The following is a 21,513-nucleotide window of genomic DNA, read 5'->3' on the forward strand; positions in this document are numbered from 1 at the left end:
AGAATTTTAAAAGCTCGCAGATCTAGCAGATAACGCAGATGTTTATGTTATAGATGAGAAACAAAAAGCCCCGATTAACGGAGCTTTTAATCTATAGTTTAGAAAGTAAATTTCTGAAATTCGTTTTTTCGTCAATGATCCTTCTTAATTCAGAAACAGGAACTCTTTCCTGCTGCATTGTATCTCGGTCTCTTATCGTTACCGTATGATCCGTTAGAGAATCGTGGTCGATGGTGATACAATAAGGAGTACCGATCGCATCCTGTCTTCTGTAGCGTTTTCCGATGGCATCCTTTTCCTCGTAGAATAAGTTGAAATCATATTTCAGATCATTGAAGATCTGTTCAGCGTATTCAGCAAGACCGTCTTTTTTCATTAACGGAAGAATGGCCGCTTTAATCGGTGCCAAAGCCGGAGGTAAAGATAGAACCGTTCTTTCGGAACCATCTTCCAATACTTCGTCTTTCAGGCAATGAGAAAATATGGAAAGGAATAACCTGTCTAAACCTACCGATGTTTCTACAACATAAGGGACATAGTTTTCATTTCTCTCAGGATCGAAGAACTGAAGTTTTCTTCCTGAAAATTTCTCATGAGCTTTTAAATCGAAATCAGTTCTGGAGTGAATTCCTTCCAGTTCCTTAAATCCGAATGGGAAGTTAAATTCAATATCAGCTGCAGCATTGGCATAGTGAGCCAATTTCTCATGATCATGGAATCTGTAATTTTCATTACCTAATCCAAGAGCTAAGTGCCAGTTCAGACGTTTTGTTTTCCACTGCTCATAGAATTCCAGTTCAGTTCCAGGGGCTACAAAAAACTGCATTTCCATTTGTTCGAATTCACGCATTCTGAAGATAAACTGTCTGGCAACAATCTCATTTCTGAATGCTTTACCAATTTGAGCAATACCAAAAGGAAGTCTGTGACGTGAAGTTTTCTGTACATTCAGGAAGTTAACAAAGATACCCTGAGCTGTTTCCGGTCTCAGATAAAGATCCATCGCAGAATCTGCAGAAGCTCCTAATTTCGTTCCGAACATCAGGTTGAACTGTCTTACTTCCGTCCAGTTTTTAGAACCCGTATCAGGATCAGCAATCTCTAATTCTTCGATTAAAGATTTTACATCTGCAAGATCTTCATTTTCAAGAGATTTTGCCAATCTTGAAAGAATAGCTTCTCTTTTTGCCCTGTATTCCAAAACTTTTGGATTTGTAGCAACAAACTGTTCCTTGTCAAAAGACTCACCGAATCTTTTGGCAGCTTTTTCAATTTCTTTATTCTCTTTATCTTCAATTTTAGCGCAGTAGTCTTCTACCAGAACATCTGCTCTGAAACGTTTTTTAGAATCCTTATTATCAATCAATGGATCGTTGAAAGCGTCTACGTGGCCTGATGCCTTCCATGTGGTAGGATGCATAAGGATCGCCGAATCAATGCCGACAATATTTTCGTTAAGCTGTACCATAGCTTTCCACCAATACTGTTTGATATTGTTTTTTAATTCGGCACCGTTCTGTCCATAATCATAAACAGCGGATAAACCGTCATAGATCTCACTGGAAGGAAAAATAAAACCATATTCTTTAGCGTGAGAAATCACTTTCTTGAAAACATCTTCTTGCTTTGCCATAATTTTTTTACGTCTGATGTGCAAAAATATGAATTTGGATTCCAAAATCATGGAATTCAGTAAAAAAAGAGTGTATTAACCGAAAAAAGAGCTATTCATCCAATTTTTCAATTAAAACCATACTATAACAAACAAACATCTGCTTCATCAAATCAACTTGTTAATTCCTTTTGCCTTTCTTAAACTTACACTATTAATAATAAAGCTTGCATGGGAATGAAAAATAAAGCAGATAACAGCGAAGTTCATGCAATTTTAAGGAGCCGGGAACCTGCTGTCCGCTGTATCTTTTGCTTTGCAAAAGGATGCCGCTGCCATCAGGGCTAAATCAGTATAAAATCTCTACTTTTGTCCCATGTTAGAAATTCTTTATCGCGACGAACATCTTATTGCCATCAACAAACCCAGCGGATTACTGGTTCATAAATCTTTTTATTCCGGGGAGGCAGATACCTATGCTATTCAGGAGTTGAGAAAGCAAATAGGTCAAAAAGTTTTTCCTGTACATCGTTTAGACCGAAAAACTTCGGGTGTTCTGCTGTTCACTTTAGATAAAGAAACATTGAGAATGATGAGCGATCAGTTTGCATCTCGGGAAGTCGAAAAAAAATACATAGCCATTCTTCGTGGATGGACGAAAGAAGAAGAAACGATCGATTATGATTTAATTAATGAAGATGAGGTCAGGCAGAATGCGGTCACTTATTATCACCGTTTGCAGACTTCGGAAATAGATTTACCTTTTTTAAAACATCAGACTTCCAGATATTGTTTAGTGGAAGCTATTCCTGAAACGGGACGATTTCATCAGTTGAGAAAACATTTTAAACATATTCTACACCCGATTTTAGGCTGTCGTAAACACGGGTGCAATAAACAGAATAAATTGTGGCTGGAAACATTTGAGATAACGAAAATGACACTTCACGCTCATCAATTGATTTTTAATCATCCTGTTTCTAACGAAAGAATTACGGTAAATGCCACTATAGATGAAGAGTTCAAAAGAGTAGGGGATATTTTGAATTTTGATTTGAGTTCGTATTCTAAAATTAAACTCAAAGATTAATAAAACTTTCTATGTTATAGCGCAAAGTTTCCAGGAAATATCCATGTCAAGGTTTTAAACCTTGACATGGATAACAGTAGTTTTTATCCTCCCTCTTATTCATAATATTAATTGTCTTAACCACGCTTTGTGAAATAATCTTTATGTCAAAAAATATCTCGCTGATTTTGCAGATCACACGGATAATTATTTTATAGATGATGTTTATAATACATTTTTTCATAAAATATCATAGGTTAACCGGGACATTAATTTTAAATTGAGTATTTTTGTAAAACTTTTTTTCAATGTACAAAAGTATCATCAGACCCATTCTCTTCAAATTTGATCCCGAGGAAGTTCATCATTTTACATTTTCAATGCTTAAAAATTTTGGATTTCTTACTAAAATGTTTTTTCCAAAACCTATTGAAGACAAACGTCTGGAAAGAGAAGTTTTCGGACTGAAATTTAAAAATCCTGTAGGACTGGCTGCCGGTTTTGATAAAAATGCCGTCTTGTTCAATGAGCTGGGAGATCTGGGTTTCGGATTTGTAGAAATCGGGACCGTAACACCAAAAGCTCAGGCAGGAAATCCTAAAAAAAGACTGTTCCGGTTAATTGAAGATGGAGGAATTATCAACAGGATGGGGTTTAATAATGATGGTCTTGAAGCAGCGATCGAAAAGCTGAAATACAACAAAGGAAAAATAATCATCGGTGGAAACATTGGAAAAAACACCAATACAAGCCCGGAAAACTACACACAGGATTATCTGGACTGTTTTGAAGGTCTTCACCCTCATGTTGATTACTTTGTACTGAATGTGAGCTGTCCGAATGTAGGAAGCCACGCCAAGCTGGAAGATGTGGAATACCTGCGTGAGCTGATTACAGAAGTAAAAAAAATCAATCAGTCAAAATCTGTACAGAAACCTATATTGCTGAAAATTGCTCCAGATCTTAATAACAACCAGTTAGATGAAATTGTAGAACTGATTGCAGAAACAAAAATTGACGGAGTCATTGTTTCCAATACCTCTGTCAACCGGGAAGGCCTGAAAACATCTCCTGAAGTTTTGGAACAGATAGGAAATGGCGGATTGAGTGGAAAACCTATCCGGGAAAGGAGCACAAAAATGATCAAATATCTTTCCGATAAAAGCAACAGAGCTTTCCCAATAATTGGGGTAGGAGGAATCCATAGCGCAAAAGATGCTATCGAGAAGCTGGATGCGGGAGCCACACTGATCCAGTTATACACCGGATTTATTTATGAAGGCCCGGAACTGATCAATGAGATCAATAAGGAACTTCTGAAAAGAGCCAGCAGATTACCAAGATAAGAATATAAGAGAGTTTAAAAGCTATCTTTTTTATTTTGATTTTGTCACCGATGCATTTTTTACATCAACTATAAGAGTGTAGGCCGGTGAAGTTGTGGTTTTATTGATCTTATATTTTAAGGTCTTTCGGTCTTTAGAATTTGTTTCAGTAGTGTCATAGATGTTTTCCAGGCAGCTTTCGGTAATAAATTCTTCATAATTTTTATAATTCCAGTCTTTTGTAAAGTATAGAATTCTATATCCTTTTTCACCCTCGCTTGCGCCGCATCTTCCACATGCGTTGAAATTAGACATACGTTCAAAATATAAAAGAACTCTGTTTCCTGTATTGTCAGATTTATAGGATATCATTTCGTTCCCGCCATGCCGGTCTATGAAATCATAGGTGTTTATTTTCTTATTATCAGGGAGGATGAGGTAATTATTAAACCTATAAATTGTATTGTCAACGGTAAATAATTTTACAGCATAAGTTTTATCTTTCAAATGAACGTTTCCGGTAATATTTGTATGTAGATTTTCATTTGTAAAGTCAAAGCTTTCCTTAGGTTTTAGAGTTTGGGCTATACTATCCGTTTTTTCGATCAGCTGAGGAGATGTAATCTTGTTCTGAAGTATTTTAAAACTTTGCTTTTGCTTACTTCCGAAATGGTAAAGGTATAGCTTGCCATAATCATAAATTCCGGATAAAGTAATTTTCTTCTGATATTTGTCGTAATAATACCATCCGTCTACAAAATGCTGGTACTGGTTACAGTCAACAATTCCAGTATAATTAAGCTGCATGGTAAAGGGAACTCCCGAAATTTCTCCTTTGAAAATCTGTGAAGAATCTGTTACTGTTTTTAATTCAACTTTCTGACAGCAACAGAGCATAAAGAGTGGGAGGAGTACAGTAATTAATAGTTTTTTCATGGTTGGTTTTGATAGTTTTCAGAGGAAAAAATTGGCGATGGTGTAGATAATCAGCCCGACCAGTCCACCAACGAGTGTTCCGTTGACCCGGATAAACTGCAGGTCTTTTCCTACTTCCAGCTCCAGTTTTTCGCTTAGCTCTTTGCCCTGCCAGTTTCCTACGGTGGAACTGATGAGGTTTCCGAACTGATGAGTGTTTTTAAGGATGTATTTATAAGCGGTCACCCTTACCCAGTGATCTATCTTATTCTGGAGATTTTCATCCGTTTTTAAATTTTCAGAAAATTCATTAAGATTTTTAATGAGATAATTTTTTAAAGAAGATTGCTCGTCCTGTAATTCCTTCATCAAAGTTTTCTTAATGGAAATCCAGATATCATTGGAATATTCATCAAGCTTATCATTTTTCAGAAGACCGTTTTTGATGGTTTTAAATTCATCATCCCATTTCGGATCTTCCTTCAGGTCAGTAGAAAAATCCTGGATCTTCTGGGTAATCAGGTTTCGGATTTCATGGTCAGGATTTTCTTCTATTTCCCGGAAAAAATCTGAAAGTCCGCTGGCAATTTTATCTGCAATTTTATTATCGACGAAAGAGGGGATGAATGAATAGCTTCCTTTCTGTACGCGGTCTTTGATCATTTCATCATTTTCGATGATATAATCTTTGATCTGCCTGGAAAGGTTGGTGACAATTCTCTGGTGGTCATTTTTTTCGAGAATATAGCTGATGCCGTTTCCCACTACTTTATTAAGCTTGATATCATCCGTCATTTCGGAAACTTTCTTGCTGATAAACTGGCTCACAGAAGTGTCATCAAGCTTATTGAGAATATCCAGAACAATATCAGAAAGATTCCTGATCAGGATTTCCTGGCTTTTTTCTTTGCCAAGCCATTCTCCGACGAAATGTGAAATTTTAAGCTTCTGGATATAAGGGCGGATATTCTGAGGCGAAAGAAAATTACTCACCACAAAGCTGCCGAGATTGTCACCCAGCCTCTGCTTACTGTTTTCGATGAGATTCGTATGCGGAATAGGAAGCCCAAGCGGATGCCTGAAAAGAGCCGTTACAGCAAACCAATCTGCCAGAGCCCCAACCATTGCGGCCTCGGAAAAAGCCCTTACATACCCAAGCCAGTGAGATGGATTTGACTTCTGAAGTAGGGTAGTAGCTATAAAAATAACGGCCATCAGCACAAATAGTCCGGTGGCAAACATTTTATATTTTCTTAGTTGTTTTCTTTTCGCTTCGTCATTCATATTCTCAAATTTACTAAATTTGGTTGTGAACTTATGATTTATTCTAACCACGAAAGTCACAAAAGCTTTTAAGTTATTTAAACACTTTAGAAAACTTTAGTTTTAAAAGTTTTACACTTCTGAATATAGTAAGATCACATCAGTAGAAAATCAGAGATTTTCATAAAGACTTAAGTGAACTTCCAGTGCGTGATGTATTTTAACTTAAAATAACTTAAGTGTTTAAAAAGCTTTGTGGTTCTATTTTTACACATATTATCAAAAATATTTAAAATAATTCTATGGAAAACCAAGCAAAAAACAATCCATACTATTCCAGAACTGATACTGCAAAACTTAACATTTCCAATGAGGAATGGAAAAAACTCCTTGCTCCGGAATTATATGCTATTGCCAGAGAAGCTGCTACAGAAAGGGCTTTTACGGGAAAGTATAATGAATTTGATGAAATGGGTGATTATTACTGTGCGGTCTGCGGGAATCATCTTTTCCGTTCTACCTCAAAATTTGCGAGCAGCTGCGGATGGCCAAGCTTTTTCGAGGCAGACAAAGAAGGTGTTTATTACAAGAGAGACACGGCGTATGGAATGGAAAGAGTGGAAGTGCTCTGCAAACGGTGTGACTCCCATCTCGGACATGTTTTTGATGACGGTCCGAAACCTACGGGACTGCGGTATTGTATGAATTCTGTAAGCCTGGAATTTGTTCCGGATTAGCCAAAATATACAGCTTTAATTCACAAAATCAGGACGTTAAAGTTTCTTAAATTCAGTTAAACTTTGTGGACTTATAAGTGTCTGGTAATTATGTTTTTATAATTTTGCCTCACTAATTTGGAATTTAATATTATTGAATGAAAGGAATTTATAGTGTATTAGGCCTGGTTTATATGGTCACGACTTCATTCTATCTTTCGCCGGAAAAGGCAGCAAAGGTTGGGAATGTCAATACAGCAAAAATTGTAAAAGTAGCAGACACGAAATCTGAGAAGACCGCTGGTACAGCATCTTCATCAGAAGAATTGTACAAATCAATTCCATTTGAACCTGAACATGAACTGAATTACGAAGTTTTCGCAAAAGCATTAACAGGTTTTGAAAATTTAAAAAAAGCAGGATTGCTGAATCAGGACTCGCATTTATTGACTATCTGCGATTTTTCTATGTCTTCGAATACAAAAAGACTTTGGGTAATTGATACCAATGAGAAAAAGGTACTGTTCAATTCACTGGTAGCACACGGAAAAAACACAGGCGAAGAATTTGCGACGAATTTTTCTAATACGGAAAGTTCGCTGCAGAGCAGCTTAGGATTTTATATCACGGATGCCACTTACCAGGGAGACAACGGATATTCTTTGAAATTGCTTGGGATGGACAAAGGATTTAATGATGCTGCCTACAGAAGAGCTATCGTAATGCACGGAGCAGATTATGTGAGCGATGAGTTTGCATCAATGCACAAAAGAATCGGAAGAAGCTGGGGATGCCCTGCAGTGCCGAAAGCATTGACACAGCCGATCATCAATACGATAAAGGGCAGAAACTGTCTTTTTATTTATTATCCCGATCAGAATTATCTTTCCTCATCAGAATGGTTAAAGTCATAAGCATCTGAGAATGGAGGATACTTCAGAATTTATTTCTGCTTTTAGGCTGATGAATAATCCCGATGGAACGAGTACTTTCGAAAAAGGGAGAATTCCGACCTTAAAGCCTATGAATACAACCACTTTTTGGATAAGTACTACAGTTGAAGAGTGGGAGAAAGTGACTCATCCGGCTCCAAGAAGGCAGTATGTAGTAACCTTAAAAGGAAGTATAAGATTCAAAGTGAGCAATGGCTCTACATTTCTTATTGAGCCCGGAATTATCCTTCTGGCTGAAGATACTCAAGGAGAAGGCCACAGTTGGGATATGATAGGATGTGAAAAATGGGAGAGGCTTTATATTCCGATTGCCGATCACGCAGAGGACTATTTTATTGCTGATGCGAAGTAGGAAACTATTTGAAAATGTCTTTAAATTAATTGATAAAATAAAAGCAGTCTGTTTTGACTGCTTTTTTTATTTTTTTATCTGAATTTCTTGAAAACCAGAGTCGCATTATGCCCTCCAAATCCAAAGGCATTGCTTAAGGCAAAATTGATCTCCTTTTCTTTAGCTTCTCCAAAAACGATATTGATATCTTTCGGAATGCTTTCATCAATTTGATGGAGATTGATGGTAGGAGGAATAATTCCTTTTTCCACAGCCTTGATAGAAAGGATTGCTTCCGCAGCACCGGCGGCACCCAGTAGATGACCTGTCATGGATTTCGTAGCACTGATATCAAGTTTTTTATTTCCGCCGAATAATTTACTGATCGCTTTCAGCTCTACCAGATCTCCAAGCGGAGTGGAAGTCGCATGAGGGTTAAGGTAATCAAGGTCTTCAATATTGGCCCCTGCTTCTTTCATCGCCAGCTGCATGGCCTTAATGGCACTGATCCCTTCCGGATGAGGTGCCGTCATATGATAAGCATCGGCGGTCATGGCAGCACCGGCCAGTTCAGCATAAATTTTAGCTCCTCTTGCTTTGGCGTGCTCATATTCTTCAAGGATTAAAGCACCGGCACCTTCACCCATTACAAAACCGTCTCGGTCTACATCATAAGGACGGCTTGCTGTGGCAAAATCATCATTTCTGGTAGACATTGCTTTCATGATTGAAAACCCACCTATAGAAGCCGGTGTGATTGCTGCTTCAGAACCCCCGCTGATGATTACTTTTGCTTTTCCAAGACGGATATAGTTGAACGCGTCCATCAAAGCCGTATTCCCTGTTGCACAGGCTGAAATAGTGGTATAATTGATTCCCTTCAGCCCGAATTTCATGGAGATCATTCCCGAAGCCATATTGGCGATAAATTTAGGAACAAAGAAAGGATTGAATTTTGGCGTTCCGTCTCCCTCTGCGAAATTCATAACCTCAGTTTCAAATGTGATCATTCCGCCCTGCCCGGTTCCCCAGATCACGCCTGTGTCAAACGGATCCATTTTTTCCAGTTCAAGCCCTGAATCCCGGACTGCTTCAGTGGAAGCATACATAGCATATTGTGAAAATAAGTCGCTCCTTTTTATTTCATTGTGGGTCAGGTACACTTTCGGATCAAAATTTTTCACCTCACAGGCAAAGTGCACTTTAAATTTTTCTGAGTCAAAATGGGTGATTAAGCCAGCTCCACTGACTCCGTTAATACTGTTTTGCCAAAAATCTTCGACATTGTTCCCCAAAGGCGTCACTGCGCCCAGTCCTGTAATGACAACTCTTTTCATATCTAGTTATTAATTTTGAATAGATTAGAGGTTCCCCTGGCAATCAGCCTTGTTTTGTCTGCGTTCCATATTTCGCATTGTGCATTGACAAACTGCCTGCCTCTTTTTATAATTTTCGTTTCGGCTACAATATTATCATTTTCTTTTGCAGTTGAAAAATAATCGATCACATTATTGATGGTCGTTATGAAAGAATTTTCATTCAGGGAGAACATCGTGGCTCCAATAATGTCGTCAATGATAGCTGCCGTTACACCGCCATGCAGATTGCCAACCGGATTAAGCCATTCCGGTCTCACGGTATATCTGAATTCCAGATGTCCTTCTTCTGCAGAAACTACAATGGGATTGAGCCATTTCATAAACGGTGATGGTGACTCGTCAAATTCTTTTCCGGTGAATTGCTGCAGTTGTGCTAATCTGTCCATATTTTCTGTTTTACTTTTCTAAAATCATAGTTACTCCCTGTCCGCGTGCGGCACAAATGGAGATAAACCCTTTTCCGCTTCCCTTTTCATGAAGCAGCTTTGCCAATGTCCCGATAATTCTTCCGCCTGTAGCCGCAAAAGGATGCGCTGCTGCGAGGCTTCCGCCTTTTACATTCAACTTATCCCTGTCGATTTTGCCCAATGCCTTTTCCAGACCGAATTCTTTAGCCAGGTCATCATTTTCCCAGATTTTGATTGTAGCAAGAACCTGTGCGGCAAAAGCTTCATGAATTTCATAATAATCGAAATCTTCCAGGCTCATTCCTGCTTTTTTAAGCATTCTGTCTGCTGCGAAAACGGGAGCGAGAAGTAAATTGTGTCTGTTTTCAACATATTCAATTCCTGCTACCTCTGAGAATGTAATGTAGGTTAAAACAGGAAGTCCATGGGCATTGGCCCATTCTTCACTGGCCAGAAGTATGGCAGAAGCTCCATCTGTAAAAGGTGTAGAATTTCCGGCTGTCAGAGTTCCGTTCTCTTTATCAAAAGCAGGCTTCAGTTGGGATAGTTTTTCAAGACTGGTGTCTCTTCGGAGGTTATTGTCTTTATCTAATCCGAAGGCGGGAATAATCATATCATCAAAAAATCCTTCATCATAAGCTTTGGCCATGTTTCTGTGACTTTTGAACGCTAATTCATCCTGTTCTTCGCGGGAAATTTTGTAATATTTAGCTGTGATCTCCGTATGTCCGCCCATCACCAGACCGGTTTTGGGCTCCTGTCCTCTGTAGGGAATCGGCATCCAGTCTTTCAGTGTTGGACTTAACAGCTGTTTTAGTTTTCCAAATACTGATTTTTCTTTGTTGGCTTTCAGCAGGGCTTTTCTTAATCTCGGTGCCGATTCAAACGGAATGTTGCTCATGGCTTCAACGCCACAGGCGATACCACTTTCGATCTGTCCCAATGCAATCTTATTTCCAATATATACGGCTGCTTCAATTCCTGTATCGCAGGCCTGCTGGAGATCACATGCAGGAGTAGCGGGATCAAGCGCAGTATTCATCACGGTTTCTCTGATGAGGTTACTTTCAGAAATGTGTTTGATAACTGCACCGCCGGCTACTTCGCCCAGAAGTTTTCCCTGTAGGCGATATTTGTTGATCAGTCCGTTAAGAGCAGCTTCCAGAAGCTCCTGATTATCCAGGTCTGCATAAGCTGTGTTAATTCTGGCAAAAGGAATTCTGCTGTATCCTACAATTGCCACTTTTTTTGTTTCCATATTGAAAAGTTTTATGATGGAAGTGTTTTTAGCTCTTTATCGATCATGAATAGTATCCTGTCGAGGGCCAGGTGTAAATATTTTTCATCTTCCGTTGTTTTAGAAAGAAGTATTCCGCCCTCAACGAGCATGATAAAGAGCGATCCGTATTGATCAGCATCTATATCCGGATGTATTTCCCGGGTTTCCTGCCCATCTTTAATAATATTTGATATTTTATTGATCCAGCCTTCAAAAGACTGCGTAACCTGTTTTTTGAGACTGGGAAAAGTATCATCGGCTTCGGTGGCTGCATTCATCAGAGGACAGCCTCCGTTTTCAAAGACGGCTTTCCAGTTTTTACGATAAAAATTGACAAAAGCATTTAATTTATCAAGCGTAGTTGGAAATTCATCTCCTAAAGATCTGGCCATACTTTTGGCCAGAAGACTGGAATTGTACTTATAGACTTCAAGAGCTACTTCATCTTTATTATCAAAGTTTCCGTAGATGCTTCCCTTGGTAAGGCCTGTAGCTTCAGTGATGTCAGATAAAGACGTGGACATATAGCCTTTGGTATTGAACAAAGAAGCTGTTTTCTCAATGATAAACTGTTTGGTCTTTTCTGCTTTTGACATTTTAAATATTTAATCCGGTACAAATATACAAAAATATACCGATTGGTATATTTTTATTTTAGGACAGTTTTTTACCACAAAAGTCACAAAAGCTTTTAAGTATTTAAGTTTTATTTTAAAGTTTAAAATTATTATGTTGGGGAAGACCACAGAATTTTTTTGAAAATCACTGATTTTCTGTGAATAATTAAACCATTAAGATTTTTTTTAGAAGATAATATCTATCAAAGAGTTATAAGGGAATATCCTTAAAAATATCATTTGATATTCTCTTAGCTTCCTTCATTCTTAAAAAAGTCTTAATGGTTTAAATAAAGAAATTTAAAGCTTATTAAGCTAAAGTAGCATTCAAAGTAATTTCAAAATTGAAAGCTGCGCTTACCGGGCAACCTTCTTCTGCTATTTTAGCATATTTCTGGAATTCTTCTTCTGAAAGCCCCGGAACTTTTGCTGTTAAAGTCAGCTCAGATTTTGTGATTTTTCCTACGCTTGGATCAAGGGTGATCACAGAGGTTGTTTTTAGTTCCTCAGGAGTAAAACCTGCCTGGGATAGTTCTGCACTTAGTTTCATCGTGAAACATCCTGCATGTGCTGCCGCCAATAATTCTTCAGGATTGGTTCCCACTCCGTCTGCGAAACGGCTGTTGAAAGAATACTGTGTTTCGTTTAAAGTGGTGCTTTGAGTAGTTAAATGTCCTTTACCTTCTTTAATGTTACCGTTCCAAACGGCTGTTGCGTTACGTCTCATAATGTTTGTTTTTTGTTGTTTTTTAATATGTTGTTTTGATGATACAAAGATAGAGTGGTTGTAAACCGGATTCAATGGATAAAAAGCCTTAAATATTGCACTTTTTTCCCGATAAATAATTTTTGAAACTTTATCATGATAAAATCTATACTACATTTATAGTTCCTGAATTAAAAAGTATTTTAATGTCATATTGAATTGAGTTCCGCTGATGGCTTCAGGTTTTTATAGTGGCTTCAAAAAAATAACCGTCTGCCGCATATAATTAGCTAAAGATACAAAAAGGAGTTTTGGCATTATCAACAGATAAATCTATTATTTTAAAAGCATTATTGTTATTTATAATAGATACTAATTTAAATTCTACTTTACTTTTTTTATTAAAAGTAAAGAAAAAATAAAAATTATATATTAATTGATTGGTTTTTTATCAAATTTGTAAAAAGTTCTGTATTGAATAATAACTTTAATTTTTTCAAAGATTAGATGAGCAAGCTAGAAAATATTTTGAGAGAAATAACTCCATTATCTCCCGAGGACAGCTTTCTTGTGTTTGACCGGATAAAGGCTTCTTTTGATTTTCCGTATCATTATCATCCGGAGATCGAGATCAATTTTATCAGCAAAGGAAAGGGATACCGCCGGATGATCGGTGATCACACAGGAGAAATTGGCGATATCGAACTGGTGTTGGTAGGTCCCAATCTGCCGCACTGCTGGGCCAATCATAAGTGCAAAAACAGGAAAACCCATGAAATCACGGTGCAGTTCAATCAGGATTTTTTTAATCAGTCCATGATGGATAAAAATATCCTGAAACCTATCAGTAATCTCATGAAGGATTCAATACGGGGCATACTGTTTTCTCAGGAAACGGCAGAAAAGCTTAAAGACTCTTTCTTCAACTTATCCAAAATGAACAGTTTTGAATCTTTTATTGAGATCATGAAAATTCTTAATGAACTGGCCATTGCCGAAGACAAAACATTGTTATCCTCTTACAGTATAGAGCTTGAAACCTTTGCCGATAACGATAAAATGAAGATTGTTCATGATTTTGTCCATAAGAATTTTGAAAGTAAAATAACACTCCATGATGCTGCATCACTTATCAATATGAGCAGCGTAACCTTCAACAGGTTCATTAAGAAAAGAACAGGCAAAACCTTTGTGAATTATCTGAATGAAATCAGGATCAGCTATGCGGCAAGATGGCTCATGGAGAAAAATCTGACGGTTTTTGAGACTGCATTTGAAGCAGGTTTTAATAATATTGCCAATTTCAATAAAGTTTTCAAGTCTATTAAAAAAACAACCCCTACAGAATTTAAAGAGCTTTTTAAAGGGGTGAAAAAAATCGAGTAATCTTTTATATAATTTAAATACATTTTAATCATAAGATCCGGATAGTTGTATCCGGATTTTTTGGCGCTAATCAGATGTATTTTAATCAAAATATGCTGAAAAAGCACTATATATTACTTATAAATAATAAGTCTGGAATCTGTTTATCGTGCTGTAAATCAGTGTATAATTTCGGTTTTGAAAAAACGTATGAAAAAATAATATCGTTTTATGATAAAATAGCATTATATCTGACTGGGAACAAAATTTAGATTTGCTAATATGAATTAAATCTTAACAAAACTTTAATTATTTGATGCGAATAGGATATAATGTTGCAGAAAAATGAAGATAAATCCTGTTTTAAAATCTAAACAATATTTAAGGCAATGTAGTTGATTCTCAAATAAATCTTAATAAAACTAACCTTATGAGAAAAACTGTTATACCGGTTTTATTAGCTATTTCTTTATCTGCCTACGCACAGGAAACAAAAAAGGCAGATACTGCTAAAACAACCAAAATTGAAGAAGTGGTGGTGACCTCTTTGGGGATTAAAAGGCAGGCACGATCTTTAACGTACTCTAGTCAGCAAATAGGAGGAAATGAGCTTACGGAAGTAAAAACGCCCAATCTTTTAAACTCTATTAACGGGAAAGTTTCCAATGTACAGATTAATAAAACCAATGGTGGTGTCGGAGGTTCCGTAAGAATCACCATGAGGGGTGACAAATCCACAAGAAATAGCCAGCCTTTGTATGTTATTGATGGAGTTCCTATCGTAAACAATACAGGTATTACAGGAACAGGTGGTCCAAACGTAGATTATTTTTCAGGAATGCCAGACACTGGAGATGTTTTAAGTACAATAAATCCTGAAGATATAGAAAGTATCAACTTCCTGAAGGGTGCTTCTGCGGCGGCCTTGTATGGATCACAAGGAAGTAATGGTGCAGTTTTGATTGTAACGAAAAAAGGAGCTGCAGGAAGAAGCAGTATTACGTTTTCATCCAGTATTACTTTCGATGATGTTTACAATTTACCAAAATTACAAAACAGTTATTTACAGTCAACCCCTTATAATGCGGCTACCGGAGCTACAGGTACTTATGATAGCTGGGGCGCAAAAGGAGCTTCTAAAGACTATGTGAAAAATTTTTTCGATACAGGAATTACAAGGATCAACAGTTTGAGCTTCCAGGCAGGGAATGAAAAAACAACTAATTTTTTCTCTTTGGGTAGTACCAATAATACCGGCGTAATCCCAACTTCTACATTTGATCAATATAATATTAACTATAGAAATTCCAGTAAATTTCTTGACGATAAACTGACATTGGATGCCAACGTAATGGCTTCTTTGCAGAATTCTAAAAATAGATTAACACCGGGTTCTTACTTCTCGCCAATTAGTAATTTATATTGGTTGCCAAGAGGAATCGATTTTGATCAATTCAGCGGAGATAACTATACCTATTTTAACAATACCCGTTTTTTACCTGCACAAAACTGGTGGGCAATAAGGCCGGATGGTGGTTTTGAGGATAGTGAAACCCAAAATCCTTATTGGATTCTCAACAAAAACCCTGTTACGACCAAAAATAAAAATTTCTACGGATCTGCAAGTTTAAGTTATGCCTTAAACAGTTGGTTAACTGCCAAATTAAGAGGAAATTATAATTATTATAATTCTGACACCCAGCGTAATATTTATGCGTTTTCTAATAATACTGTGAGTGGTATCAATGGAAAGTTATCAAAAAACACCATTGAGAAAACCACAACTTATAGTGACTTTATTTTAGCGGGGAGTCCAAAAATCAGTGATAATTTAAGTTTTGATTTTACGGTTGGAACAAGCATTTCTGATCTTAAATATACAATTACCAATATAGAAAACAACAGATTATTTACTGCAAATCTTTTTACTTTAAATAACCTTGCCTGGAATGGTGAGGGGAATGGCTACAAAATTGATACCCCACATCGTCAAGATCAGTCGGTTTTTGCGAGTGCCAATTTTGGATACAAAAGATTATTGTATTTAGATCTTACATACAGAGTCGATTGGTCTTCCACATTATCAAAAGCTCCTAAAAATAATTTTGATTATTATTCCGCAGGTCTTAACTCTATTTTAAGCGATGTTTTCAAGCTTCCTGAAGCTATTAACTTTTGGAAAGTAAGAGCATCATACGCAACTGTGGGGAATGCTTTAGATCCTACATCTACCAACCCACAACCTATTTTTAATGGTGGTGTAATTACGGGATCTTATAGCTCAGCACCTGTTGATATTGTAAACTTTCCGCAATTTGCCTATCTGTTTCCAAAACCGGAAATGAACAAAACGTTTGAAGCAGGAACAGAATTCAGGTTGTTTAACAATAGATTGAGTTTCGATTTTACGTATTATAATTCAAATGTATCCAATCAATATCTGAAAAATGTAAGTACAGGAGGCAGTATATATGGTACAAATCTGGCAGGAATTGACATCAGTGCAGGAAAAATTCAGAATACAGGTTTCGAATCCAGCTTGTCTTACAAAGTATTGGATTCTAAGAAATTTGGTTGGACGGTTGCTGTAAATGCTTCGGCAAATAAAAATAAAATAAAAGAAGTATTCCCAATCGGTTTCTATACAGGAAGTGGTGATGTAAAACCGTTTTTCTTGACTGGTGGTGGCTACAACGGAATTAAAGTAGGTGGTTCGTTCGGAGATATTTACGGAACTGCTTTCTTGAGAGATGCACAAGGAAGGATTGTTGTGACTGCAGACGGAGTTCCGCAATTGGCTTCAGACCGACAAACGTATTTAGGAAATCCAAATCCTAAATTTATGTTAGGCTTTAATAACACATTTAATATCGGGAAAGTAAATATTAATTTCCTGATTGATGGTAAATTCGGGGGTAAAGTACTGGGGATTACACAGGCTTTGAATGACAAAAAAGGAGTAAGCCAGGTTTCTGCTGATGCCCGAGACAATGGAGGCGTTTCTATTGCAAATGCAGCCTATGCAAATGGAACGGCGTACACAGGGAAAACAGATGCAAGAGCTTATTATGACGTAGTCGGAGGTTCAGGAGGCATTAATGAAGCGTATATGTATAATGCAACAAATGTAAGATTAAGACAGGCTTCTATTTCTTATCAATTTAGTATAAACGGGAAATATTTCAAAGATGCAACGCTAAGCTTAATCGGTACCAATTTATTCTTCCTATACAACAAAGCACCATTCGATCCGGAGCAGGTGTCCGGTGTAAATCCGGGTGGAGTTGGGGTAGATATTCTTGGTATGCCGGTTACCCGTTCGATAGGTTTCTCAGTAAAAGCAAACTTTTAATACAATAATAATGAAAAATAAATATTTTAAAATATTAATGTTAGGTACAATAGGACTTTTACCCTTATTGAACTGTACCGGCAATTTTGAAGAAATAGATTCTGAATACAATGGGGTTTATGACGAACAGCTTTTGGCAGACTTCGCATTGCTTACCAATCCTTTAAGACAGATACAGAGCAATTTGCAAAATCCTCAAAACTGGATTTATCAATTGCAAACTAATTTGAATGCAGATATGTACAGTGGTTTTTTCAGTACAGCAACACGTTATAATGGAGGAATAAATAATACCACATATTTTATGATGGATGGCTGGAACGAAAGAATTATGCTCAATCAATTGGAAGATGTTAATCAGCAATACAAAAATTTCAAATTAAATGCTCCGAAATATTATCCGGGAATAGATTTTTCTCAATCTTTAGCAGTTCTTAATATTTCAAGAATTTTGGCGGCACAAAAAGTTTCAGATGCTCACGGGCCGGTAATTTACAGCAAATTTGAAACACCCGGCGCAAATGGTATTACAGATTTTGACTCCCAGCAAGATGCCTATAATCATTTCGTTACCGATCTCAATGCAGCGATTGTTGCATTACAAAAACCAATTGGAGTAGAAGATAAAGCGGTAATTTCTAAATCAGACCTGGTTTTTGGAGGGAATACTGCTAATTGGGCAAAGCTGGCCAACTCTCTGAAACTGAGATATGCCATCAGAATCAGCTATGCAGATCCTGCAAAAGCAAAGCAATATGCAGAAGAAGCGCTTGCGTCATCTGCCGGATTAATCGATGACACTTCAGAAAATGCTTTGGTTTCTTATGGAAAGGCTTCTCCATTGTTTGATATTATTTATTCTTGGGGTGATTGTAAAATCGGAGCTCCTTTGATGGCGTACATGAATGGTTATAATGATCCGAGAATTTCCTTATATGCACAGCCTGCAACCGATGCAGGAGTATTAAACCAATATGTGGGAGTAAGACAGGGTGTGGATTTGAGTCCGGGTTACGGAAGTTACTCAAAGGCAGCTGCGATCTCAGCTAATGGAGATTACTTTTCTGGCTCCAATGGTAAAAACAAAATTTTTACTGCTGCTGAAGCATGGTTTCTTAAAGCAGAAGCCGCCATCAGAGGTTATGCAGGAGCCGGAGATGCCGGAACTAATTATAACAAGGGAATTTCTGTATCTTTAGAAGAATGGGGGAAAGCTGCAGGCTATGATGCCTATGTAAATAATTCTACCTCTACAGAAGCACCTTATATAGATCCTAAAAATCATTCTAACGATATTTTGGCGGGAAACCCACAGCTAAGTACAATTACTATAAAATGGAATGCCACAGATTCTTTTGAAAGAAAATTAGAAAGAATTATGACCCAGAAATGGATTGCGCTTTATCCTGATGGTGCAGAAGCATGGGCAGAACAGAGAAGAACGGGCTACCCGATCATCTTCAAAAATGTATTGAATGATAGCCAGGGAACGATAAGCACTGATGCGATGATCAGAAGAATCCCTATTCCATCAAAATACCGTAACAGTACTTTGAACTATGCACAAGCTGTTCAATTACTTGGAGGCCCCGATACTGGCGGAACCAAATTATGGTGGGATAAAAAGTAATAATTTTAAGCAGATCAATTATAAAGATAAGAGGCCGTCTCAAGAGTTAGATTTAATTTTTTCATTTCGGCCGGAGAAATATCGGATAAACACTTGTTTTAAAGATTCTTCAATTTTAGTTTCGTTTCAATTCGGAATGATGCTTTTGAGAGGCCTTCTTTTCTTTACTATTTTATTTGAATATGGGAAACAACAGCTCTGAAATTCGTTCGGTAAAACCGATTCTTTGGATATCAACATTATATTTTGCAATGGGAGTTCCCTTTGTAACCATTAATGCGGTCTCCGGGATTATGTACAAAGACATGGGAATTTCAGATTCTAAGATCACATTCTGGACAGCTCTGATTATGTTTTCCTGGACATTAAAACCTCTCTGGAGCCCTTTTCTTGAGATCTATAAAACAAAAAAATTCTTTGTTGTTGCCACTCAGTTTGCCATAGGAATCCTGTTCGCTTTGATTGCGCTAAGCCTGCCGATGCCTGATTTTTTCAAATACAGTATTGCTCTTTTTGCAGTCGTTGCCTTTTGCGGGGCAACACATGATATTGCTGCAGATGGTACCTATATCAATTTTTTGACCAACAAGGAGCAGGCAAAATATATAGGATGGCAGGGAGCTTTCTATAATCTGGCTAAAATCATCAGCAGTGGAGTTCTGGTATATTTTGCAGGAGTTTTGGAGAAAACAAAAGGAATCACGAATGCCTGGATGATGATCATGGGAATTTATGGTCTTCTGTTCCTTGCTCTGGCTCTGTATCATTATGCGGTTTTGCCCAAAGAAAATAAACAGGAAAAAGAAACCAGAAAAGCAGGAAATGTCCGTAAAGAACTGTTAGAAGTCATCACTTCTTTCTTCAAAAAAAAGAATATCATGTGGGCGGTACTGTTCATTATCCTGTACCGTTTTGCAGAAGGATTTGCCATAAAGATTGCACCCTTGTTTTTCAAGGCCCCGAGAACATCAGGAGGATTAGGGTTATCTACATCTGATATCGGGCTTATTTATGGAACTTATGGTTCCGCAGCCTTTATTTTAGGATCTGTGTTGGCAGGTTACTTTATCGCTGCCCGCGGGTTAAAAAAATCTTTAATCTGGTTATGCTCAGCCTTTAATATTCCATTTATAGTCTATGCTTTACTGGCATATTTCCAGCCGGCAGAACTGCTTCCGGTAGGTATTGCAGTTGTAGTCGAATATTTTGGCTACGGATTCGGATTTGTAGGGCTAATGCTTTATATCATGCAGCAGATCGCACCTGGAGAGCACAAAACGGCGCATTATGCTTTTGCAACCGGAATCATGAACCTCGGTGTGATGATTCCCGGAATGTTCAGCGGGATGATCAGCGACTGGATAGGATACAAAATGTTCTTCATATGGGTTCTGATAGCCACCATACCGGCTTTTATAGTAACCCTTCTGGTTCCTTTCTCATATCCTGAAAAACTAAAAGAACACTAAATCATTTTATTAAATACATTAAATAAAAAAGTAAAAATACTTTATGACATTTCAACCAGCAAAGATCCCTTGGCAGGATCGTCCGGAAAACAGCCGTGATATCATGTGGCGTTACTCTGCAAATCCGATCATCAGCAGATATGCAATACCTACGTCCAACAGCATTTTTAACAGTGCGGTGGTTCCTTTTGAAGATGGATTCGCAGGAGTTTTCCGTTGCGATAACAAAGCAGTGCAGATGAATATTTTTGCAGGTTTCAGTAAAGACGGGATCAATTGGGAGATCAGCCATGATCCTATTGATATGAAAGCCGGAAATACCGAAATGATAGAATCCGACTATAAATATGATCCCCGTGTTGCCTTTATAGAAGACCGTTACTGGATCACATGGTGCAACGGATATCATGGCCCGACAATAGGAATTGCGTATACTTTTGATTTTAAGGAATTCTTTCAGTGTGAAAATGCATTCCTGCCCTTCAACAGGAACGGAGTTCTTTTTCCTGAAAAAATCAATGGTAAATATGCAATGCTGAGCAGGCCGAGTGATAATGGTCATACTCCTTTCGGAGATATCTACATCAGCTACAGTCCGGATATGAAATATTGGGGTGAACACCGTTGTGTAATGAAGGTAGCGCCGTTTGAAGACAGCGCGTGGCAGTGCACCAAAATTGGGGCGGGTCCTGTTCCTATTAAAACAGAAGAGGGATGGCTGCTTTTTTATCACGGTGTGATCAATACCTGCAGAGGGTTCCGTTATTCTATGGGAGCATCACTGCTGGACCTTGAAGATCCGTCAAAAGTATTATACAGAACAAAACCTTACCTGTTGGCCCCGGCAGAATTGTATGAGCTTACGGGAGATATCCCTAATGTGATTTTCCCGTGTGCTGCCCTTTCGGAAGGAGATAAAGTAACAGTCTATTATGGAGCAGCCGATACAGTTGTAGCCATTGCGTTTGGATATATTTCGGAAATTATTGATTTTATGAAAAAGAATTCGCTTTAAACGGATTAAAAATCCGAGAAATATGCCGTTTGCCTTTGTTTATACGTTTGTTGAAATCATGGCTATGGTTTTTATATTGTTAAATAAACTCCTATCTTGAGAAATTTTTA

General features: G+C 37.6%; 18 protein-coding genes. 10 read left to right on the forward strand and 8 right to left on the reverse strand.

What is annotated here, in order from left to right:
* Window positions 1-91 precede the first annotated feature (91 nt).
* The gene (locus AC4IFE_RS03260) at window positions 92-1,633 is read right to left on the reverse strand and encodes a glycine--tRNA ligase (protein WP_490754859.1); all 1,542 of its coding nucleotides are present in this window, start codon (window positions 1,631-1,633) and stop codon (window positions 92-94) included.
* A 355-nt stretch (window positions 1,634-1,988) separates the two neighbouring features.
* Between AC4IFE_RS03260 and AC4IFE_RS03265 the strand changes: the two genes are divergently transcribed.
* Window positions 1,989-2,702 (forward strand): pseudouridine synthase, encoded by a 714-nt coding sequence (locus AC4IFE_RS03265; RefSeq protein ID WP_490754860.1) that lies wholly within the window; start codon window positions 1,989-1,991, stop codon window positions 2,700-2,702.
* Window positions 2,703-2,989: 287 nt separating this feature from the next.
* Window positions 2,990-4,027 carry a quinone-dependent dihydroorotate dehydrogenase gene (locus tag AC4IFE_RS03270; protein ID WP_490754861.1) on the forward strand — a complete coding sequence of 346 codons (1,038 nt, stop codon included), beginning with the start codon at window positions 2,990-2,992 and terminating at the stop codon, window positions 4,025-4,027.
* Window positions 4,028-4,057: 30 nt separating this feature from the next.
* On the opposite strand, the gene AC4IFE_RS03275 is transcribed toward AC4IFE_RS03270, so the two are convergent.
* Both AC4IFE_RS03275 and AC4IFE_RS03280 read right to left on the reverse strand, forming a co-directional pair.
* Window positions 4,058-4,942, reverse strand: a complete 885-nt coding sequence (locus AC4IFE_RS03275; protein WP_490754862.1) for a hypothetical protein — start codon at window positions 4,940-4,942, stop codon at window positions 4,058-4,060.
* 18 nt (window positions 4,943-4,960) lie between these two features.
* Window positions 4,961-6,205, reverse strand: a complete 1,245-nt coding sequence (locus AC4IFE_RS03280; RefSeq protein ID WP_490754863.1) for a DUF445 domain-containing protein — start codon at window positions 6,203-6,205, stop codon at window positions 4,961-4,963.
* 281 nt (window positions 6,206-6,486) lie between these two features.
* Here AC4IFE_RS03280 and msrB point away from each other — a divergent pair, with 281 nt between their 5' ends.
* From msrB to AC4IFE_RS03295, 3 genes are all read left to right on the forward strand, one after another.
* A complete protein-coding gene (gene msrB / locus AC4IFE_RS03285; protein WP_490754864.1) occupies window positions 6,487-6,921 on the forward strand; it encodes a peptide-methionine (R)-S-oxide reductase MsrB in 435 nt (144 codons plus the stop codon).
* A 137-nt stretch (window positions 6,922-7,058) separates the two neighbouring features.
* The gene (locus AC4IFE_RS03290; RefSeq protein WP_490754865.1) at window positions 7,059-7,814 is read left to right on the forward strand and encodes a murein L,D-transpeptidase catalytic domain family protein; all 756 of its coding nucleotides are present in this window, start codon (window positions 7,059-7,061) and stop codon (window positions 7,812-7,814) included.
* 10 nt (window positions 7,815-7,824) lie between these two features.
* Window positions 7,825-8,205 carry a cupin domain-containing protein gene (locus AC4IFE_RS03295; protein ID WP_490754866.1) on the forward strand — a complete coding sequence of 127 codons (381 nt, stop codon included), beginning with the start codon at window positions 7,825-7,827 and terminating at the stop codon, window positions 8,203-8,205.
* A gap of 74 nt (window positions 8,206-8,279) precedes the next feature.
* Here AC4IFE_RS03295 and fabF read toward each other — a convergent pair whose 3' ends face one another.
* The 5 genes from fabF to AC4IFE_RS03320 all read right to left on the reverse strand — a co-directional run bounded on the left by fabF (window position 8,280) and on the right by AC4IFE_RS03320 (window position 12,593).
* The gene (fabF, locus tag AC4IFE_RS03300) at window positions 8,280-9,521 is read right to left on the reverse strand and encodes a beta-ketoacyl-ACP synthase II (protein WP_490754868.1); all 1,242 of its coding nucleotides are present in this window, start codon (window positions 9,519-9,521) and stop codon (window positions 8,280-8,282) included.
* Between the two features lie 2 nt (window positions 9,522-9,523).
* Window positions 9,524-9,949: a PaaI family thioesterase gene (locus tag AC4IFE_RS03305; protein ID WP_490754870.1), complete on the reverse strand. Its 426-nt coding sequence runs from the start codon at window positions 9,947-9,949 to the stop codon at window positions 9,524-9,526.
* A 10-nt stretch (window positions 9,950-9,959) separates the two neighbouring features.
* Window positions 9,960-11,228 (reverse strand): acetyl-CoA C-acetyltransferase, encoded by a 1,269-nt coding sequence (locus tag AC4IFE_RS03310; RefSeq protein WP_490754871.1) that lies wholly within the window; start codon window positions 11,226-11,228, stop codon window positions 9,960-9,962.
* 11 nt (window positions 11,229-11,239) lie between these two features.
* Window positions 11,240-11,845, reverse strand: coding sequence for a TetR/AcrR family transcriptional regulator (locus AC4IFE_RS03315; RefSeq protein ID WP_490754872.1), 606 nt, complete (start codon window positions 11,843-11,845; stop codon window positions 11,240-11,242).
* A gap of 331 nt (window positions 11,846-12,176) precedes the next feature.
* The gene (locus tag AC4IFE_RS03320; RefSeq protein WP_426047882.1) at window positions 12,177-12,593 is read right to left on the reverse strand and encodes an OsmC family protein; all 417 of its coding nucleotides are present in this window, start codon (window positions 12,591-12,593) and stop codon (window positions 12,177-12,179) included.
* Window positions 12,594-13,079: 486 nt separating this feature from the next.
* Between AC4IFE_RS03320 and AC4IFE_RS03325 the strand changes: the two genes are divergently transcribed.
* The 5 genes from AC4IFE_RS03325 to AC4IFE_RS03345 all read left to right on the forward strand — a co-directional run bounded on the left by AC4IFE_RS03325 (window position 13,080) and on the right by AC4IFE_RS03345 (window position 21,403).
* Window positions 13,080-13,958 (forward strand): AraC family transcriptional regulator, encoded by an 879-nt coding sequence (locus AC4IFE_RS03325; protein WP_111958772.1) that lies wholly within the window; start codon window positions 13,080-13,082, stop codon window positions 13,956-13,958.
* A 409-nt stretch (window positions 13,959-14,367) separates the two neighbouring features.
* Window positions 14,368-17,289 carry a SusC/RagA family TonB-linked outer membrane protein gene (locus AC4IFE_RS03330; protein ID WP_490754875.1) on the forward strand — a complete coding sequence of 974 codons (2,922 nt, stop codon included), beginning with the start codon at window positions 14,368-14,370 and terminating at the stop codon, window positions 17,287-17,289.
* 37 nt (window positions 17,290-17,326) lie between these two features.
* Complete coding sequence (locus AC4IFE_RS03335) at window positions 17,327-18,919, forward strand: SusD/RagB family nutrient-binding outer membrane lipoprotein (protein ID WP_490754876.1); 1,593 nt, start codon at window positions 17,327-17,329, stop codon at window positions 18,917-18,919.
* Window positions 18,920-19,101: 182 nt separating this feature from the next.
* On the forward strand, window positions 19,102-20,388 hold the full coding sequence (locus AC4IFE_RS03340) for an MFS transporter (protein WP_490754877.1): 1,287 nt from the start codon (window positions 19,102-19,104) through the stop codon (window positions 20,386-20,388).
* 43 nt (window positions 20,389-20,431) lie between these two features.
* Window positions 20,432-21,403: a glycoside hydrolase family 130 protein gene (locus AC4IFE_RS03345; protein ID WP_490754878.1), complete on the forward strand. Its 972-nt coding sequence runs from the start codon at window positions 20,432-20,434 to the stop codon at window positions 21,401-21,403.
* Window positions 21,404-21,513: the final 110 nt, after the last annotated feature.

The sequence above is a fragment of the Chryseobacterium sp. UF-81 genome (assembly GCF_058245105.1).

Excerpts from the sequence above, each read along its gene's own strand:
- AC4IFE_RS03260 (WP_490754859.1), bottom strand. The coding sequence starts at position 1,633 with ATGGCAAAGCAAGAAGATGTTTTCAAGAAAGTGATTTCTCACGCTAAA.
- AC4IFE_RS03265 (WP_490754860.1), top strand. The coding sequence starts at position 1,989 with ATGTTAGAAATTCTTTATCGCGACGAACATCTTATTGCCATCAACAAA.
- AC4IFE_RS03270 (WP_490754861.1), top strand. The coding sequence starts at position 2,990 with ATGTACAAAAGTATCATCAGACCCATTCTCTTCAAATTTGATCCCGAG.
- AC4IFE_RS03275 (WP_490754862.1), bottom strand. The coding sequence starts at position 4,942 with ATGAAAAAACTATTAATTACTGTACTCCTCCCACTCTTTATGCTCTGT.
- AC4IFE_RS03280 (WP_490754863.1), bottom strand. The coding sequence starts at position 6,205 with ATGAATGACGAAGCGAAAAGAAAACAACTAAGAAAATATAAAATGTTT.
- msrB (WP_490754864.1), top strand. The coding sequence starts at position 6,487 with ATGGAAAACCAAGCAAAAAACAATCCATACTATTCCAGAACTGATACT.
- AC4IFE_RS03290 (WP_490754865.1), top strand. The coding sequence starts at position 7,059 with ATGAAAGGAATTTATAGTGTATTAGGCCTGGTTTATATGGTCACGACT.
- AC4IFE_RS03295 (WP_490754866.1), top strand. The coding sequence starts at position 7,825 with ATGGAGGATACTTCAGAATTTATTTCTGCTTTTAGGCTGATGAATAAT.
- fabF (WP_490754868.1), bottom strand. The coding sequence starts at position 9,521 with ATGAAAAGAGTTGTCATTACAGGACTGGGCGCAGTGACGCCTTTGGGG.
- AC4IFE_RS03305 (WP_490754870.1), bottom strand. The coding sequence starts at position 9,949 with ATGGACAGATTAGCACAACTGCAGCAATTCACCGGAAAAGAATTTGAC.
- AC4IFE_RS03310 (WP_490754871.1), bottom strand. The coding sequence starts at position 11,228 with ATGGAAACAAAAAAAGTGGCAATTGTAGGATACAGCAGAATTCCTTTT.
- AC4IFE_RS03315 (WP_490754872.1), bottom strand. The coding sequence starts at position 11,845 with ATGTCAAAAGCAGAAAAGACCAAACAGTTTATCATTGAGAAAACAGCT.
- AC4IFE_RS03320 (WP_426047882.1), bottom strand. The coding sequence starts at position 12,593 with ATGAGACGTAACGCAACAGCCGTTTGGAACGGTAACATTAAAGAAGGT.
- AC4IFE_RS03325 (WP_111958772.1), top strand. The coding sequence starts at position 13,080 with ATGAGCAAGCTAGAAAATATTTTGAGAGAAATAACTCCATTATCTCCC.
- AC4IFE_RS03330 (WP_490754875.1), top strand. The coding sequence starts at position 14,368 with ATGAGAAAAACTGTTATACCGGTTTTATTAGCTATTTCTTTATCTGCC.
- AC4IFE_RS03335 (WP_490754876.1), top strand. The coding sequence starts at position 17,327 with ATGTTAGGTACAATAGGACTTTTACCCTTATTGAACTGTACCGGCAAT.
- AC4IFE_RS03340 (WP_490754877.1), top strand. The coding sequence starts at position 19,102 with ATGGGAAACAACAGCTCTGAAATTCGTTCGGTAAAACCGATTCTTTGG.
- AC4IFE_RS03345 (WP_490754878.1), top strand. The coding sequence starts at position 20,432 with ATGACATTTCAACCAGCAAAGATCCCTTGGCAGGATCGTCCGGAAAAC.